Source organism: Streptomyces pactum (assembly GCF_002005225.1).
Taxonomy (GTDB): domain Bacteria; phylum Actinomycetota; class Actinomycetes; order Streptomycetales; family Streptomycetaceae; genus Streptomyces; species Streptomyces pactum_A.
In genome coordinates this window covers 836,811-852,340 of record NZ_CP019724.1, presented here as the reverse complement: position 1 = coordinate 852,340, position 15,530 = coordinate 836,811, and the positions used below count along the sequence as shown (strand labels likewise).

At 69.3% G+C, this 15,530-nt stretch carries 14 protein-coding genes; 9 read left to right on the top strand and 5 right to left on the bottom strand.

The annotated features are described in order from the left end of the window. Positions 1 to 50 precede the first annotated feature (50 nt). On the bottom strand, positions 51 to 398 hold the full coding sequence (locus B1H29_RS03835) for a tetratricopeptide repeat protein (protein ID WP_055421106.1): 348 nt from the start codon (positions 396 to 398) through the stop codon (positions 51 to 53). Positions 399 to 551: 153 nt separating this feature from the next. Here B1H29_RS03835 and B1H29_RS03830 point away from each other — a divergent pair, with 153 nt between their 5' ends. Both B1H29_RS03830 and B1H29_RS03825 read left to right on the top strand, forming a co-directional pair. Then, the gene (locus tag B1H29_RS03830) at positions 552 to 1,517 is read left to right on the top strand and encodes a pirin family protein (protein ID WP_055421107.1); all 966 of its coding nucleotides are present in this window, start codon (positions 552 to 554) and stop codon (positions 1,515 to 1,517) included. Between the two features lie 88 nt (positions 1,518 to 1,605). Further along, positions 1,606 to 1,845, top strand: a complete 240-nt coding sequence (locus tag B1H29_RS03825; RefSeq protein ID WP_159027763.1) for a hypothetical protein — start codon at positions 1,606 to 1,608, stop codon at positions 1,843 to 1,845. A gap of 70 nt (positions 1,846 to 1,915) precedes the next feature. Here B1H29_RS03825 and B1H29_RS03820 read toward each other — a convergent pair whose 3' ends face one another. After that, the gene (locus B1H29_RS03820; protein ID WP_055421109.1) at positions 1,916 to 3,364 is read right to left on the bottom strand and encodes an alanine/glycine:cation symporter family protein; all 1,449 of its coding nucleotides are present in this window, start codon (positions 3,362 to 3,364) and stop codon (positions 1,916 to 1,918) included. A 177-nt stretch (positions 3,365 to 3,541) separates the two neighbouring features. Next, positions 3,542 to 4,021 (bottom strand): ROK family protein, encoded by a 480-nt coding sequence (locus tag B1H29_RS40135; RefSeq protein ID WP_409350934.1) that lies wholly within the window; start codon positions 4,019 to 4,021, stop codon positions 3,542 to 3,544. A gap of 640 nt (positions 4,022 to 4,661) precedes the next feature. On the opposite strand from B1H29_RS40135, the gene B1H29_RS03810 reads away from it, so the two are divergent. From B1H29_RS03810 to B1H29_RS03780, 7 genes are all read left to right on the top strand, one after another. After that, on the top strand, positions 4,662 to 5,975 hold the full coding sequence (locus tag B1H29_RS03810; protein WP_055421110.1) for an ABC transporter substrate-binding protein: 1,314 nt from the start codon (positions 4,662 to 4,664) through the stop codon (positions 5,973 to 5,975). 130 nt (positions 5,976 to 6,105) lie between these two features. Then, entirely contained in the window at positions 6,106 to 7,071 is a 966-nt protein-coding gene (locus B1H29_RS03805; protein WP_055421111.1) for a carbohydrate ABC transporter permease, read from the top strand. Beyond that, on the top strand, positions 7,068 to 7,943 hold the full coding sequence (locus tag B1H29_RS03800; protein ID WP_079160001.1) for a carbohydrate ABC transporter permease: 876 nt from the start codon (positions 7,068 to 7,070) through the stop codon (positions 7,941 to 7,943). Before B1H29_RS03805 ends, B1H29_RS03800 begins: the two co-directional genes overlap by 4 nt. 47 nt (positions 7,944 to 7,990) lie before the next feature. Continuing rightward, the gene (locus B1H29_RS03795) at positions 7,991 to 10,540 is read left to right on the top strand and encodes a glycoside hydrolase family 2 protein (protein WP_055421112.1); all 2,550 of its coding nucleotides are present in this window, start codon (positions 7,991 to 7,993) and stop codon (positions 10,538 to 10,540) included. Positions 10,541 to 10,580: 40 nt separating this feature from the next. Then, a complete protein-coding gene (locus tag B1H29_RS03790) occupies positions 10,581 to 11,591 on the top strand; it encodes a LacI family DNA-binding transcriptional regulator (protein WP_267891994.1) in 1,011 nt (336 codons plus the stop codon). A gap of 267 nt (positions 11,592 to 11,858) precedes the next feature. Then, positions 11,859 to 12,527, top strand: a complete 669-nt coding sequence (locus tag B1H29_RS03785) for a hypothetical protein (protein WP_055421114.1) — start codon at positions 11,859 to 11,861, stop codon at positions 12,525 to 12,527. Next, positions 12,524 to 13,201, top strand: a complete 678-nt coding sequence (locus tag B1H29_RS03780; protein ID WP_079160000.1) for an alpha/beta fold hydrolase — start codon at positions 12,524 to 12,526, stop codon at positions 13,199 to 13,201. Before B1H29_RS03785 ends, B1H29_RS03780 begins: the two co-directional genes overlap by 4 nt. A gap of 47 nt (positions 13,202 to 13,248) precedes the next feature. On the opposite strand, the gene B1H29_RS03775 is transcribed toward B1H29_RS03780, so the two are convergent. Together B1H29_RS03775 and B1H29_RS03770 are read right to left on the bottom strand one after the other, a co-directional pair. Then, positions 13,249 to 14,274 (bottom strand): glycosyl hydrolase, encoded by a 1,026-nt coding sequence (locus B1H29_RS03775; RefSeq protein ID WP_234393163.1) that lies wholly within the window; start codon positions 14,272 to 14,274, stop codon positions 13,249 to 13,251. Between the two features lie 320 nt (positions 14,275 to 14,594). Beyond that, a complete protein-coding gene (locus tag B1H29_RS03770; RefSeq protein WP_234393164.1) occupies positions 14,595 to 15,530 on the bottom strand; it encodes an MBL fold metallo-hydrolase in 936 nt (311 codons plus the stop codon).

The window sequence follows — 15,530 nt, the reverse complement described above, 5'->3', positions numbered from 1 at the left end:
CGGGGCGGTGAGTACGGTGCCGTACTCACCGCCCCGCGTGACGTCGCCGCTCAGCGGCCGGCGAAGTCGCCCGCCAGTGCGGCGGCGATCCGCAACTGCGCGTCGGCCTCCGCCTGCCGCCCCTGCCGTTCGAGGGTGCGTCCGAGCATCAGCCGGGCGTACTGCTCGGCGGGATCGTGCTCGACGACGATCCGCAGCTCGGCCTCCGCGCGCCGCAGTTGGGCCGAGTGGTAGTAGGCGCGCGCGAGCAGCAGCCGCGGCCCGGTCTGGTCGGGCACCTCCCCGACCAGACCGCCCAGGACGCGTGCCGCGGCGGCGTAGTCCTTGGCCTCGAAGAACATCCGCGCGCGCTCCCAGCGCTCCGCCGGCGTTCCGTGGTCGTAGTACGTCGTGTCCACTCGTGACCTCCTTCGAGTGCTGCAACCACGCAACATGGTTGAACATTCCACCATCGGTGGGGGCGGGCGCCGGGAGGGCCGTGTCCGCCCAGCCACGGTGACGGCCGGCGGACGGTCTGACGCAAGAGCCCGTGCGGGGCTAGGTTGGGCGGCATGAGCAATCTTGATCGTGAGGCGGTTCCCAGCCTGTGCGGCGGCCGCGGCTTCGTGGTGGCGGAGCCCGTGCGGGAACTCCTCAGCCCTCGCCACGTCAGGCTCGGCGAGTCCACCGAGGTCCGCCGCCTGCTGCCCAACCTGGGCAGGCGCATGGTCGGCGCCTGGTGCTTCGTCGACCACTACGGCCCCGACGACATCGCCGACGAGCCCGGCATGCAGGTGCCGCCGCACCCGCACATGGGCCTGCAGACGGTGAGCTGGCTGCACGAGGGCGAGGTGCTGCACCGCGACTCCACCGGCAGCCTGCAGACCATCCGCCCGCGTCAACTGGGCCTGATGACCTCCGGCCGCGCGATCAGCCACTCCGAGGAGAGCCCGCGGTCGCACGCCCGGTACCTGCACGGCGCGCAACTGTGGGTCGCTCTGCCGGACGTCCACCGCCACACCGAGCCGCACTTCGAGTTCCACGCCGACCTGCCGCTCGTCACGGCCCCCGGCTTGAGCGCCACCCTGCTCCTCGGCACCCTCGACGGCACCACCTCACCGGGAACGACGTACACCCCTCTCGTCGGCGCCGACCTGACCCTCACCGGCGGCACGGACGTACGCCTCCCACTGGAGCGGGACTTCGAGTACGCCGTCCTGTCCATGGCCGGCGAGGCGCACGTCGACGGCGTGCCGCTGGTCCCGGGCTCGATGCTCTACCTCGGCTGCGGCCGCGACGAACTGCCGCTGCGCGCCGACTCGGACGCGGGGCTGATGCTGCTGGGCGGCGAGCCGTTCGAGGAGGAGCTGATCATGTTCTGGAACTGGATCGGGCGCTCCCAGGAGGAGATCGAGCAGGCGCGTCGGGACTGGATGGAAGGCTCCCGGTTCGGGGAGGTGAAGGGCTACGACGGTGCTCCGCTGTCCGCACCGGAACTGCCGCCGGTGCCGTTGAAGCCGCGAGGGAGGCTCCGCTGACCTGCGGAAACGCGTCAGTGTGCTCGTTGAGCTGAGCGGCCTGCGCATCGTTGGTCTCCTACAGGTGGGCAGGTGTCCGCCGCATCTGGTGGCCACGGCGGGAACTCATGTTCACCGGCCCCCACCGCGAGAGGCCACTGAGGGACGTCACTGCCTTCTCCTGCTCCGAACAGCCGCTGAGTCCGGCCACCCCGCCGACGAGGCGGACGTCGCGGTCGCCGTCTATGGCTTCGGCACCGACACGACGCCCGTCCGCGGCACCTACCTGATGTGCGCGCACCGCATGATGGCCGACGGGGTGGCCGAACTCGGCCGCCCGGCCCTGTGACGCCCGAGGGCGGCGCCCCTTGCAGGATGCCGCCCTGTGACGTGTACGGTCGCGCCGGGGCGCGTTCGTGTCAGGGGGAGCCGACCGGCGTCCGCTCCTTCGGAGTGAACTCCTCGTCCGACGCGCCCCAGCATTCCACCTCGCCGCGCAGGCCCGGCACCTGGTCCTTTCGGAAGACCGGGTCGAGGCCCTGGCTGCGCTGGGCCATGTAGTCGTCGAGGAGGCGGAAGGCGACCGCGCCGAGGGGGACGATCGCGATCAGGTTGACCAGGACCATCGCGCCCATCGTCACGTCCGCGAGGCTCCAGACCAGCGGGACGGAGCCGATCGCCCCGAGGACGGCGCAGGCGATGACCACGGCGCGGTACGAGTTCATCACGCTCTTGCTGCGGGTGATGAACTGGATGTTGGACTCGCCGTAGTAGTAGTTACCGATCATGGAGCTGAAGGCGACCATGAAGATCACCAGGGTCAGCAGGTGACCGGCCCAGTCGCCGAGTGTGCTGGTGAAGGCGGACTGCGTGACGTCCGCGCCGCCGCGCTCACCGAGGGTCGGGTTCGCGGAAAGGATCACGAAGGCGGTCATGGTGCAGATGACCAGGGTGTCGAAGTAGACGCCCAGGGTCTGGACCAGGCCCTGCTTGACCGGGTGGGTGGTCTCCGCGGACGCGGCGGCGTTCGGGGCGGAACCCATGCCCGCCTCGTTGGAGAACATGCCGCGCCGCACGCCCTGCAGGATCGCCGTACCCACGGCGCCACCCGCGACCTCGCGGAAGCCGAGGGCCCCGCCGATGATGTCGCCGAGCATGCCCGGCACGCTGCCGAGGTTGAGGAGCACGATGACGAGGCCGACCAGCAGATAGAGCCCGGCCATCACCGGGATGATGACCTTGGTGACGGCCGTCAGGCGCTTCACCCCGAAGAACACCGCCAGTGCGAGCAGCACGGCGAGCGCAACGCCCAGGACGGGGTTGAACCAGGAGGCGTCCGAGCCGAAGGAGCCCTTCGTCGCCACCGTGATGGTGTTGGACTGCACCGCGGTCAGCACGAACCCGAACGTCAGCGTGATCAGCACGGCGAAGACCACGCCGAGCCAGCGCATTCCGAGCGCCTTCTGCATGTAGTAGGCCGGGCCGCCTCGGTACGTACCGGGCTCGGTGTCGCGCACCTTGTAAAGCTGGGCCAGGACCGACTCGACGAACGCCGAGGCACCGCCGATCAGGGCCATCATCCACATCCAGAAGACGGCTCCGGGGCCGCCCATGGTGATCGCGGTGGCCACACCGGCGATGTTGCCGGTGCCGATGCGCGCGGCGGCGGAGATGGTGAAGGCGCCGAAGGGGCTGACGCCGGACTGCGGCTTGTCCTTGAAGACCCGGAACATCTCCGGGATCAGGCGGATCTGCACGCCCTTGGAGCGCAATGTGAACCAGACGCCGACGACGGCGACCAGCGGAATCAGCAGATATGTCCAGAAGACGTCGTTGAGATCGACGACCCAGGCTTCCAACGTGCTCATGCGAGTGCTTCCCGGTTCCTCGTAAGTCGGGGAGTCGGCCCGGTTTCCGCATGCGCGTACAGGTCGTGTACGGAACGGACGGTCGGGCCGGGGGACGCGGAGGCAAAGGCTCCGCAAACCCCAGGACTCTAGGCTGACGTCGCCGCCCCTGCCTATGGCTCCTGGAAGTGCTCTACCTCACATGACTCCGACACTGGCGAGAAACCACCGGCCGAAGCCGTCGTCAGAGCTGGTCGCCGATACCCGCTCCGCAGCCGGCCCCCGACGCGGCACCCCCCCGTACTTCCGGTGCCCGGCGGCGAGGGAAGCCTCGGACCGAGGCCCGCACCGTCTGGCGCCGTGGGCAGGGGAGGGCCACGACACGGCAGCGTGCCGGGTGATGGCCATACCGCTGGCGACCCCTTCCGGGCAACCACTCGCACCGCACGGGCAGGGTTCGCCGTCGAAGTCGACGCTGATGTGCCCGAGGTGACCGGCGTTGCCGGTGAGGCCGTGGCGCACCTGGTTGTCGAGGATCAGAACCGGAGCCCACGCCCGTGGACACGACCAGGCACAGTGCGTCCCCGTGGCCCCGTGGCCCCGTGGCCCCGTGGCCCCGTGGCCCCGTGGCCCCGTGCGGCGCCGTGCGGCGCCGTGGCGGTGCTCGGCTGCGGCCATCGCCACCGCGTTGCCCGCCGGCCCGGCGGGCCTGTGCGCCGGCGCCGGATGCGCACGGACGGATTCGACGAGCGGGAAGTCGCGCCGGGCGGGGATGTCGACGGGGCTGACAGATCCGGGACGGGGTGGCAGCCAGGGCGTTCACCACCGATACACGGCGTGGAGGAGTGTGTCCGCGGATTCCCGCGCCGGGTGGTGCGGCGCAGGTGGTGGACGAGAGCGCCGGCCGAAGTGACGAGCGCACCCGCGATCTTGGTTCCCCCGATGTAGAGGGCTGCTATCAGGACATCTTCCGAGGCCGGGACGGCGAGTTGCTGACTACTCATGGTGATGGCCTCCCGAAGGGTGATGTGTACAGCCGGGGCAGGACACCGTCACATCGGAGCACGCTCATGACAACGATGTCCACAGGGATGCGCAACTCCTCCGGATGAGATCTCCAGGGTGGCTCAGATTTAGTCATGGTTTAGTAAATGCGCAGCTCAGTGGCCTGTAAATCAGCAAAATCGATCTAGACCGGTCTATGGACATGGTCGCGAAGTTACGTCTACGTTGAGCGCTCATCAGGCCGGGGTCCTGGTGTTCGATGCGGCGTCCCCCGGAGCCTGAACTCGACAGTTCGCGACGAGAGGCGGCGGGGATGCGGAGAAGTTGGGTGACTCTTGTGGCTGCGATCATGGTGGCGGCCACAGCCTGTAGCGGTCAGGGGGGCGACGAGCGTGGCGGAATCGCCGCTCCGCCGAGTGATCCGGCCAAGGTGTCGGGCGAGATCACGGTGCTGACCAACAGGACGGACCAGATATCCGACGGCACGCTGGAGAAGTACGCCGCGGAGTTCCGCAAGGTGTACCCGGGTGTGAAGGTCAAGTTCGAGGGCCTGACCGACTACGAGGGCGAGACCAAGATCCGGATGAACACCGACAAGTACGGTGACGTCCTGCTGATCCCCAACTCCCTGTCCGTCGAGCAGTACCCCACCTTCTTCGCCCCACTGGGCAAGGCCGACGAACTGTCGGCGAAGTTCGACTACACCGACCACGCCACCGTGGACGGCCAGGTATACGGGCTGGCCAACATCGGTGTGGCCAACGGATTCGTCTACAACAAGGCGGTCTGGACGAAGGCCGGCATCACCGACTGGCCCGCCACGCCGGAGGAGTTCGTCGCGGACCTGGAGACGATCAAGGCGAAGACCGGCGCCGTCCCGTACTACACGAACTACAAGGACGGCTGGCCACTGACCAACTGGACGAACGCCATCGGTTCTCCCGAGTGCGACCCCGGTGCCTACGATGCGCTCGCGACGACCGGCAAGCCCTGGACCGAGGGGTCGGACCTGTACACGATCGACAAGCTGCTCTACACGATCGTCGAGAAGGAACTGATCGAACCCGACCCCACCACGACCAACTGGGAAGACTCCAAGGCGCAGATCGGGACCGGCAAGGTCGCCTCGATGTGGCTCGGTTCCTGGGCGATCTCCCAGATGCGCGCCGCGGCGGAGGCGGCAGGCGAGAACCCCGACGACATCGGGTTCATGCCGTTCCCCGCGCAGAAGGACGGGAAGTTCTGCTCCGTCCTGCGTCCCGACTACCAGTACGCGGTCAACGTCCACTCCGACAAGAAGACCGCCGCCCGCGCGTGGATCGACTGGTACATCACCAAGTCCGGCCAGGCCGCGGCCGAAGGATCCATCTCCTCCGTGAAGGGCGCCCCGCTGCCCGACACGCTGAAGGCGTTCACCGACAACGATGTCACCACGATTCCGCAGCACCAGAAGAACCGTGCCGAGGTCAACGAGATCGATAAGGCGTCGGAGATCGGCATCACCGTGCAGGACTACCGGCAGAAGCTCGTCGACGTCGCTCGCGGCGCGGCCGACGGGGACATGGACAGCTACTTCGACGAGTTGAACGGCAAGTGGTCCGAGGCGCAGCAGACCCTCGGCGGCTGATCGCACCACGGCACGGCGACGACGCTGGAGAACTCGCCCGGGGCATACCGGGACTCCACGTGCCCCCTCGCGCGCCGTGCCGTCGCCGCTCAGTACGCCTGACCGGGAACCGACCACGAGGAACCACGAGATGACCGCTGTCCACAAGACCCGCGCCGCGGCGCACGCCGTCGGCCGGCGAAGTGCTCCGCCTCCCGAGTCCGACGTCGGCCGGCCACGCACCGGCAGGCGCCGCCGTACCGCCGTGCTGACCCCCTGGCTCTTCCTGGCCGCGCCCCTGACGCTGCTGGTGATGTTCACCTACCTCCCGGTGGCCGACATGATCGGTTACAGCTTCACCGACTGGGACGGCGTCAGCCCCACACGCTCCTACGTGGGCGCGGAGAACTACACCGACCTGGTCACGCGGTCCGCCCGGTTCGAGGTCTTCCTCGTGAGCGGCTTCTACCTGGCGGCCTCCGTCGCGCAGATCGCTCTCGCCCTGTACTTCGCGACGGTCCTCAGCTTCGACACCCGGTTCCGCAACCTGTTCAAGGGCCTGCTGTTCTTCCCCTACCTGATCAACGGGGTGGCCGTCGGATTCGTGTTCCTGTACTTCTTCCAGCCCGACGGCACCCTCGACACACTGCTGCGCCTGATCGGCGTGGACGGCAAGCACCTGTGGCTGGGTGACCCGGACCTGGCCAACCCCTCACTCGCCGGAGTGTCGGTGTGGCGCTTCATGGGGCTGAACATGGTCCTGTTCCTCGGCGCCATCCAGTCGATCCCGCCGCACCTGTACGAGGCGGCGCAGTTGGACGGAGCGAACCGCTGGCAGCAGTTCCGGCACGTCATCGCGCCCAGCATCAAGCCCGTCATCAGCCTGAGCTTCATTCTCGCCGTGTCCGGCTCCCTGGCCGTGTTCGAGATCCCCTACATCATGACCGGCGGCGCCAACGGCACAGAGACGTTCGTCATCCAGACGGTCAAGCTCGCCTTCCAGTTCGACAAAGTCGGCCTGGCCTCGGCCTCGGCCGTCGTCCTGCTGGTCCTCATCCTGCTGATCACCTGGGTCCAGCGCCGGCTGATCCCCGAGGAGAGGGTGGAACTCTCGTGACCACCGGCACCACCATCCCCGCCCGGCGTCCGCGCCGCGACCGCGGCGCCTCGTCCCGCACCGCCGCCACCGCGAAGTACCTGTCCCTGCTGCTGGCGTCGGCCGTGGTCCTCGTGCCCCTCGGCGTCGTTGTGCTGACCTCGCTGAAAACGCGGTCGGAGATCGTGAACGACGGCCCGCTGTCGCTGCCCGGCGACTGGTTCAACTTCGCCAACTACGCCACCGCCTTCGAACAGGGCGCGATGCTACAGGCGTTCGGCAACACGGCGCTGATCCTCGTGGTCTCCACCGCCGGGACCGTACTGATCGGCTCGATGACCGCCTACGCCATCGACCGTTTCCGGTTCCGCCTGAAGAAGCTGGTGACGGGCCTCTTCCTGCTGGCTTCGCTGGTCCCCAGCGTGACCACGCAGGTCGCCACCTTCCAGGTGATCGACGACCTGGGCGCCTTCAACACCCGCTGGGCACCCATCTTGCTCTACAGCGGTACCGACATCGTCTCGATCTACATCTTCCTCCAGTTCATCCGATCGATTCCCCTCTCCGTGGACGAGGCCGCGCGCATCGACGGCGCCAACTCCTGGACGATCTACCGGAAGATCATTTTTCCGATGCTGCGGCCGGCCGTCGCCACCGTCGTCATCGTCAAGGGCATCGCCGTCTACAACGACTTCTACGTGCCCTTCCTCTACATGCCCGATCCCGAACTCGGCACCATCTCCACCGCCCTGTTCCGCTTCAAGGGCCCCTTCGGCGCCCAGTGGGAGACCATCTCCGCCGGCGCGATCCTGGTGATCGTCCCCACCTTGATCATCTTCCTGGCGCTGCAGCGCTTCATCTACAGCGGCTTCGCGGCCGGTTCCAGCAAGTGACCCGCCCGCCCACCGCGCCCCGCACCACGTCTCACAAGGAGTCCCGCATGAAGGTCCGCACCCCGATGTCCCAGGGTTGGACGCTGCGTCTGAACACCGACCGTCACACGCCCGAGCAGGCACCCCCGGGGCTGGCCGGGACCGCCGTGCCGGCGCGGGTGCCCGGCTGCGTCCACACCGACCTGATGGCGGCGGGCCTGCTGGCCGACCCGTACCTCGACCGCAACGAGGATGAGGCGTCGTGGGTGGGCCGTGCCGATTGGACCTACGTGACCGAACTGCCCCGGCGGAACGGCGCCTTCGAACGCGCCGACCTGGTCTTCGACGGTCTGGACACGGTCGCGGCCGTCCACGTCGGCGGCCGGCTGCTGGGCCGTACCCGCAACATGCACCGCTCCTACCGGTTCGACGTCACCGAACTGCTGACGGACGGACCCGCGCCGCTCGAGGTCGCCTTCACCTCCGCCTACGTCGAAGCGGAGGAGGTGCGGACAGCGCTGGGGGAGCGGCCCAACTCCTACCCCGAGCCGTTCAACTACGTCCGCAAGATGGCCTGCTCCTTCGGCTGGGACTGGGGCCCCACACTGGTGACGGCCGGCGTGTGGCGCGAAGCTCGGATCGAGCAGTGGTCCACGGCCCGGCTGGCCGCGGTCCGCCCGCACGTCACCGTCGCAGAGGACGGCACCGGCGTCGCCGAGATCGTCGTCGACCTGGACCGCACCGCGACCGGACGTGACCGTGCCCTGCGGCTGGTGGCCGCGGTCGGTGACGCGTCCACGGAGATCGCCGTCGCCCCGGGGGAGCACACCGTCACGATGACGGTACGGGTCCCGGACGCGGCACTGTGGTGGCCGCGCGGCTACGGTGACCAGCCGCTGTACGGCTGCACAGTCGTTCTCGGCGATTGCGACGGCGGCGAAGCTCTGGACACGTGGGAGCGTCGCATCGGCTTCCGCACGATCGAGCTCGACACGTCCGCGGACGAGCACGGAAGCGCCTTCACCCTGCGTGTCAACGGCACTGCCGTCTTCGCCCGGGGCGTGAACTGGATCCCCGACGACGTCTTCCCCACCCGCGTCACCCCCGACCGCTACCGCGCCAGGCTCACCCAGGCCGCCGAGGCGGGCGTGGACCTGGTGCGGGTGTGGGGTGGCGGGATCTACGAGGACCGGGCCTTCTACGACGTGTGCGACGAGATGGGCCTGATGGTCTGGCAGGACTTCCTGTTCGCCTGCGCCGCCTATCCGGAGGAGCAGCCGCTGCGCTCCGAGATCGAGGCCGAGGCCCGGGAGAACGTGGTCCGGCTGATGCCCCACCCGTCGCTGGTCCTGTGGAACGGGAACAACGAGAACCTGTGGGGCTTCGCCGACTGGGAGTGGGAGCAGACCCTGGCCGGCGACTCCTGGGGGGAGGGCTACTACCTCGGCCTGCTGCCGCGCGTCGTGGCGCAGACGGACCCGACTCGCCCGTATTGGGCGGGCAGCCCCTGGTCGGGATCGTGGGACCGCACACCCAACGACCCCGACCACGGAACCGCGCACTCCTGGGAGGTGTGGAACCGGCGCGACTACAGCGACTACCTCGCCACCGTGCCGCGTTTCGTCGCCGAGTTCGGCTGGCAGGCGCCGCCGGCGCTCGCCACACTGGAACGAGCCCTGTCCGAACGGCCGTTGACCGCCGACTCACCCGGCATGCTGCACCACCAGAAGGCGGAGGACGGCAACGGCAAGCTGAACCGGGGACTCGCCCCGCACTTCAGGGAGCCGACCGACTTCGGCACCTGGCACTACCTGACCCAGCTCAACCAGGCGCGGGCCGTCGCCGCGGGCGTCGAGCACTGGCGCTCCCACTGGCCCCGCTGCGCGGGCACGGTCCTGTGGCAGCTCAACGACTGCTGGCCGGTCACCTCCTGGGCGGCGATCGACGGCGACGCCCGGCTCAAGCCCCTCTACTACGAGATGCGCCGGCTCTACGCCGACCGGCTGCTGACGATCCAGGACCGCGACGGCGAACTGGTGCTGGTGGGCTGCAACCAGGGCGCGGCGGTCTGGGACACCACCGCGACGGTCCGCCGGATCGGTGCGGACGGAACGGTGCTGGCGCACGCCGAGGTCGCGCTGAAGGCCGCGGGACGGGAGGTGGCGTCGGCCGGGCTACCGGAGTCGGTCACACAGTTCGGTGACGTGCGCGAGGAGTTCCTCGTCGCCGACACGTGGGGGTCCCCCCGCTCATGGGGGTCCCCCCGCTCGAGCGAAGCCGAGAGTGGGGGAGAAGCCGAGAGTGGGGGAGGCCTTCGCGCCGTGCACTTTCCCTGTGCGGACCGGGAGTTCGCCTACCCCACCGCTTCCTACGAGGTCCGAGTGAGCCCGGACGGCGAGAACGACGCGCTGGTCACGGTCACGGCCGACACGCTCGTACGGGACCTGCTGCTCCAGGCCGACCGTCTGGACGCGCACGCCCGCACCGACCACGGGCGGGTGACGCTCCTGCCCGGCGAGAGCGTGACGTGGCGGGTCAGCGGCTGGCCGCAGCCCGATGCGGAGGCCGCCCGCGCGGCGCTGTTCAGCGTCAACGGAGTCGGAGAAGTCCGTGAATGAGGGAAGGGCACGTCGGCCCGGGCGCGTCACGATCACTGACGTGGCCGCCCGGGCCGGTGTGTCCCGCGGCGCGGTGTCCCTGGCCTTCAACAACCGGCCAGGCGTATCGGAGGCCACGCGTGAACGCATCATGGCGGCCGTGGCCGAGCTGGGCTGGGTGCCGAACCAGGCCGCGATCAAGCTGTCGGGTTCGGCGACCGGCGCGGGGGACACGGTCGGCCTGGTCATCGCCCGCCCCGCGCGGCAGCTCGGGCTCGAACCCTTCTACATGGAGTTCATCTCCGGAGTCGAGTCGGTCCTGGAGGAGCAGGGGTGTTCGCTGCTGCTGCACCTCGTACGGGACACCGACCAGGAGATAGCGGTCCACCGCCAGTGGTGGCAGTCCCGCCGGATCGCCGGCTCCATCCTGGTCGACATCCGGCAGAACGACCCCCGGATCACCGAACTGGCGACGGTCGGGCTGCCGGCCGTCGCGGTCGGCCACCCGTCCCTGACCGGCGACTTCACCTCGGTGTGGACCGATGACGAGGCCGCCGTGCACGAGGCGGTGCGCTACCTCGCCGCCCTCGGACACCGGCGGATCGCACGGGTGGGCGGTCACCCGACGCTTGGCCACACCATGATCCGTACCGCCGCGCTGAACGCGATCGTGGCGGAGCTGGGCCTGGAGCCGGCCCGCAGCGTCACCACCGACTACTCCGGTGAGCAGGGCGCACGAGCCACCCGGTCACTGCTCGCCTCCCGGGAGCGGCCCACGGCGATCGTCTACGACAACGACATCATGGCCGTCGCGGGTCTGTCCGTGGCAGCCGAGATGGGCCTGAGCGTGCCGAAGGACGTCAGCCTGATCGCCTGGGACGACTCCCAGTTGTGCCGGCTCACGCATCCGAACCTGTCCGCGATGAGCCACGACGTCTTCGGCTTCGGTGCCGAGGTCACCCGTCGGCTGTTCGACGTCGTGCACCGCCGCAATCCCCCGTCGGCACCCGCCGCGACCCCCGTCCTGCTGCCCCGAGGCAGCAGCGCGCCCCCGCAGGACACCACCGGCTGACGCAAAGCCACCGGGCCGGTGGCCCGGGCCCGGGCTGCACCCGTGCCCGTGCCCCCCGCCCTGCTCACTTCCGTCACACAGATGTCCTTCTACTCCAACGGCAAGGCCGGCACCGCCTGGATCGACTCGATCACCGCTACGGACTGATCTCACCCCGTCCTGCCGGGCACGGCTCCCCCGAGCCCCCGAGCCCCCGAGGCCTGCCCGGCACGAGCCCGCCGCCCGCGATCGCCGAGGGCGGCCCTTTCCACGTCTCCCGGAGAGACCATGACCGCAATCGCCTCGCCGGCCCCCGTCGTACGCGCCTACTCCTGGGGGTCACGCACCGCGATCCCCGCCCTGCTCGGACAGCGGCCCGACGGGGAACCCCGGGCCGAGCTGCGGTTCGGCGCGCACCACGCCGCTCCGTCACCGCTCACCGGCCGGCCCGGCACCCCGGATCCGGCGGCCGCGATCGCAGTCGTCCCCGTCGGCGATCCGGGAGAGGCGAGCCTCGGGTCGGCTTCGCTGCGTTCCCGCCCGCGGCGCGACTCCCTCGGGGGCATACTCCAGGTGGCCCTGACCGCGCCACGACGCCTGGTGCGCGCCGTCGCCGACGCCCTGCCCGCGCTCGCCGGGTCGCCCGGCTCGTGGAGCTCGACCGCCGCCGCGTACGCCACCGTGGCCGCCGACTTCCCCGACGAACCCGGCCTGCCCGCGGCACTACTGCTCAACCATGTCAGTCGCGGCACAGGGGAAGCCCCGCACGTGGCGGCGGGAGTGCCGCACACCTGTCTGTGGGGGACAGGTGTGGGGTTCCCGGCCAACTCCGACAACGTGCTGCGCTGCGGCCTGACCGATAAACACGTCGTCGTCCCGGCCGGCTCGCCCTGTGCGGTGTCCGGTGCGGGAGCGCTGCTCTACCGGGCCCGGGACACCCCGGACGGCGTCTCGTGAGGCTCACATCCCGGGTCTGGGGCGAAGGCCCCCGCACAGCCGTACTGGTGCACGGCATCATGTCCGACTCACGCGGCTGGAGTCGCGTCGCCCCGGCGATCGCCGAGCACGGTTACCGGGTCGTCGCCGTGGATCTGCCGGGCCACGGAGCCAGCGGGCCCGCCCCGGTCTACACACCCACCGCACTCGCCGCCGACCTGCTCGACACCTTGCTCGTGACGCCCGACCTCGCCATCGGTCACTCACTGGGCTCGGCCGCGCTGCTGCTCGCCGTACCGCGACTGCGCTGCGCCCGCGCCGTCCACTGCGACCCCGCCTGGGTGCCCCGAAAACGGGACCTGGACGCCTTGCGCGCCGGCAAACACGCCACCTGGCGGGAGCTGCGTACGGCCCACCCCCGCTGGCACGACGACGACATCACCGACGAGCAGCGGGCGCTCGCCACCTGGGACCCCGCGTCCGTCACCGCGCTCCAGCACCTGCCCGGCCTGCCGGACGCCCCCGTTGTCCCCTCGCTCGTCCTGCTCGCCGGTCCCAGTGACCGGATCTCGCCGGCCCAGGCCTCGGCACTGAGCCGCCGCGGCTGGCACGTACGCACGGTGGACGGTGCTGGGCACACCGTCCACCGTGATGATCCAGCCGGGTTCCTCCGGGCGCTTCACGGCTGGCTGTGACCGGCGCACCCCCGGCAGGCTCAGCCGCGCAGCGCTCGCGCCGGGCGTCAGGGCAGCACGACCTCACCCTGGTTCAGCACACGGGGGTGGAAGTACGCCGCCTGGATCTCGGCGTTGGTGTTGTTCCCGCGCAGATGCTCGGACCACATCATGAACCACGCCCACCGGGTCTGGCTGTCCAGCAGGGCAGCGGTCGGCATCTTGCCGATCTCCGCGATGGCCATCGGCTTCGTGCCCGCGATGGTGCGCATCTGCTGGTAGTCGGCGGAACTGGGGTGGCTCTTGTACCAGACGTCCAGCGATACGACATCCACGTACTGATTCCCCGGGTAGTAGTCGCCCCACCCGCCCGCCGGATTGTCCTGCACGTTCCAGACCCAGATCAGATTGTCCAGACCCTTCGTCCCGGCGAGGTAGTCGCGAGTGATCTGGTAGAGGCGCGCACTGCCGTTCGACCCGGGGCGGTTTCCCCACCAGTTCCACGATTCGTTCATTTCGTGCAGCGGCCGGAAGAGGACCGGAACACCTGCGTTCCTCAACTGCTGGAGATAGGGGACGACCTCGTCGAGGCGACGCTTCCAGGCGTTGTTCAGAACGCTTCCCTCGGCGAGGATCTGCGAGAACTCCGCATTCGTTATGTTCGACTTCACACCGCCCTCGAAGGCGCAGGTGCTGCCGCCGGTAGGCGGACAGACGTGCCAGGTGAGACTGACCAGGGAGCCGTTCGCCCACTCCGTCTTCGCCTGGTCGATCACGCGCTGGCGGTTGGCCACGTCCGTGGCGCCGAACATCAGGTCGCCGCCCCACAGGCCGGGATACTGGCCTGTCACGTCCTTGACCTGTTGCGTGTACTGCCCGGGTGCGGAAGCCGGCTCCTTGTTGTGCTGACCGGAAACGATGTGGTTGCCGGAAATGGAGCGAAGATAGTTCAACACCGTCTGCTTGGGGGTGGGGGGAAAGGCCTGTGCGGATTCCGTCGCAGGCCAGAAGAGGATTGCTGCGGCGACTGCCGCGACGACCGCAATGAAGGCGACACGGTGTCGTATTCTTCTCATCGGCATTCCAGCTTTCATCGTCGAACGGAATTCGCTTCGCCATCAAGGTGGCCGCTGCGGAGGCAGTCGTCAATGGGCTGGATCGCCTTCGACAACCAGCTTGCCAGATCTTTTACTTAACGTTTCCTGAACGCCGCCGAGAAGGTGGCTGCTTATACCCCTTGTGCGTTTCTGGTGTTCACGCCGTGCATCCATCATTCTTGTCGCTCGCATGACGCTCGGTTCGTGAGACTGAAGCGGGGCCGCGGCGGCGGCTCCCGGGCCGCCCGGCCGCGGACGCCCAGGACGTCACCCGCACGGACTCGGTGCGCGGCACGTCCCGGGTGCTTCGATCCGCTTCAGCCGCCGATGGGCGTGGCCCCTGAGGGAGCCGGGACCAGTCGGTACCCGCCGTCCTCGCGTCGCACGTGTCCGGCGGTCGGCTGCGGGAAATGGCTTCCGAGCAGGAGAGCCGACGTACCGGCCAGTGAGTCGAGCACCTGGTTCCGGGTCCTGGCCGCGAGTTCGGGAGCGATGTCCACACAGCTACTGAGCTCCGGATGCGCCATCTGGACCGGGTGGTGGATGCTGTCGCCGGTGACCAGTGCGGTCTCGCCACGGCTGCTCAGTTCCACCGCTACCTGCCCCGGCGTGTGGCCGGGGGTGGGAAGCAGACGGATGCCCGGCGCGACGTCCGTGCCCTCGTCCGCGACATCGATGAGGTCGAACAGACCTGCTTCCCGGACGGGATGGACCGAGTCCCGGAACATCTGCCGACGTGCCTCCTCCATGTCGACACCCGCCCAGTAGTCCCACTCGGTACGCGAGGCGAGATAGCGCGCGTTCGGGAAGGTGGGCACCCAGGCGTCGCCCTCGGCACGCGTGTTCCATCCCACGTGGTCGGCGTGGAGGTGGGTCAGGACCACGACGTCAACGCTCTCCGGCGCGAAGCCCGCCGCCCGTAGCCGTGCTTCGTAGTCGCTGTTCAGGTTGTGCCAGGCGGGGTTGGCGCGCCGCTTCCCGTTTCCGATGCCGGTGTCCACCAGCACCCGCATCCCGTCCACCTCGACGGCGAAGCTGTGACTCGCCAGGCGCAGGACGCCTTGTCCGTCGGCGAATTCGGGGCTCAGCCAGGGAGTCCGGCTCACGAGGTCGGTGGTCGCCCCGGGCAGCAGCCACGGGCCGGTCCCGGCAGGCAGAACCACTTCGTCGATGCGTCGTACGGTGTGGTCGCCCACCGTCCACGAGGGGGCGGGGGAAGTGGTGGACTCGGTCGTCTTCGATGAGGTGAACAC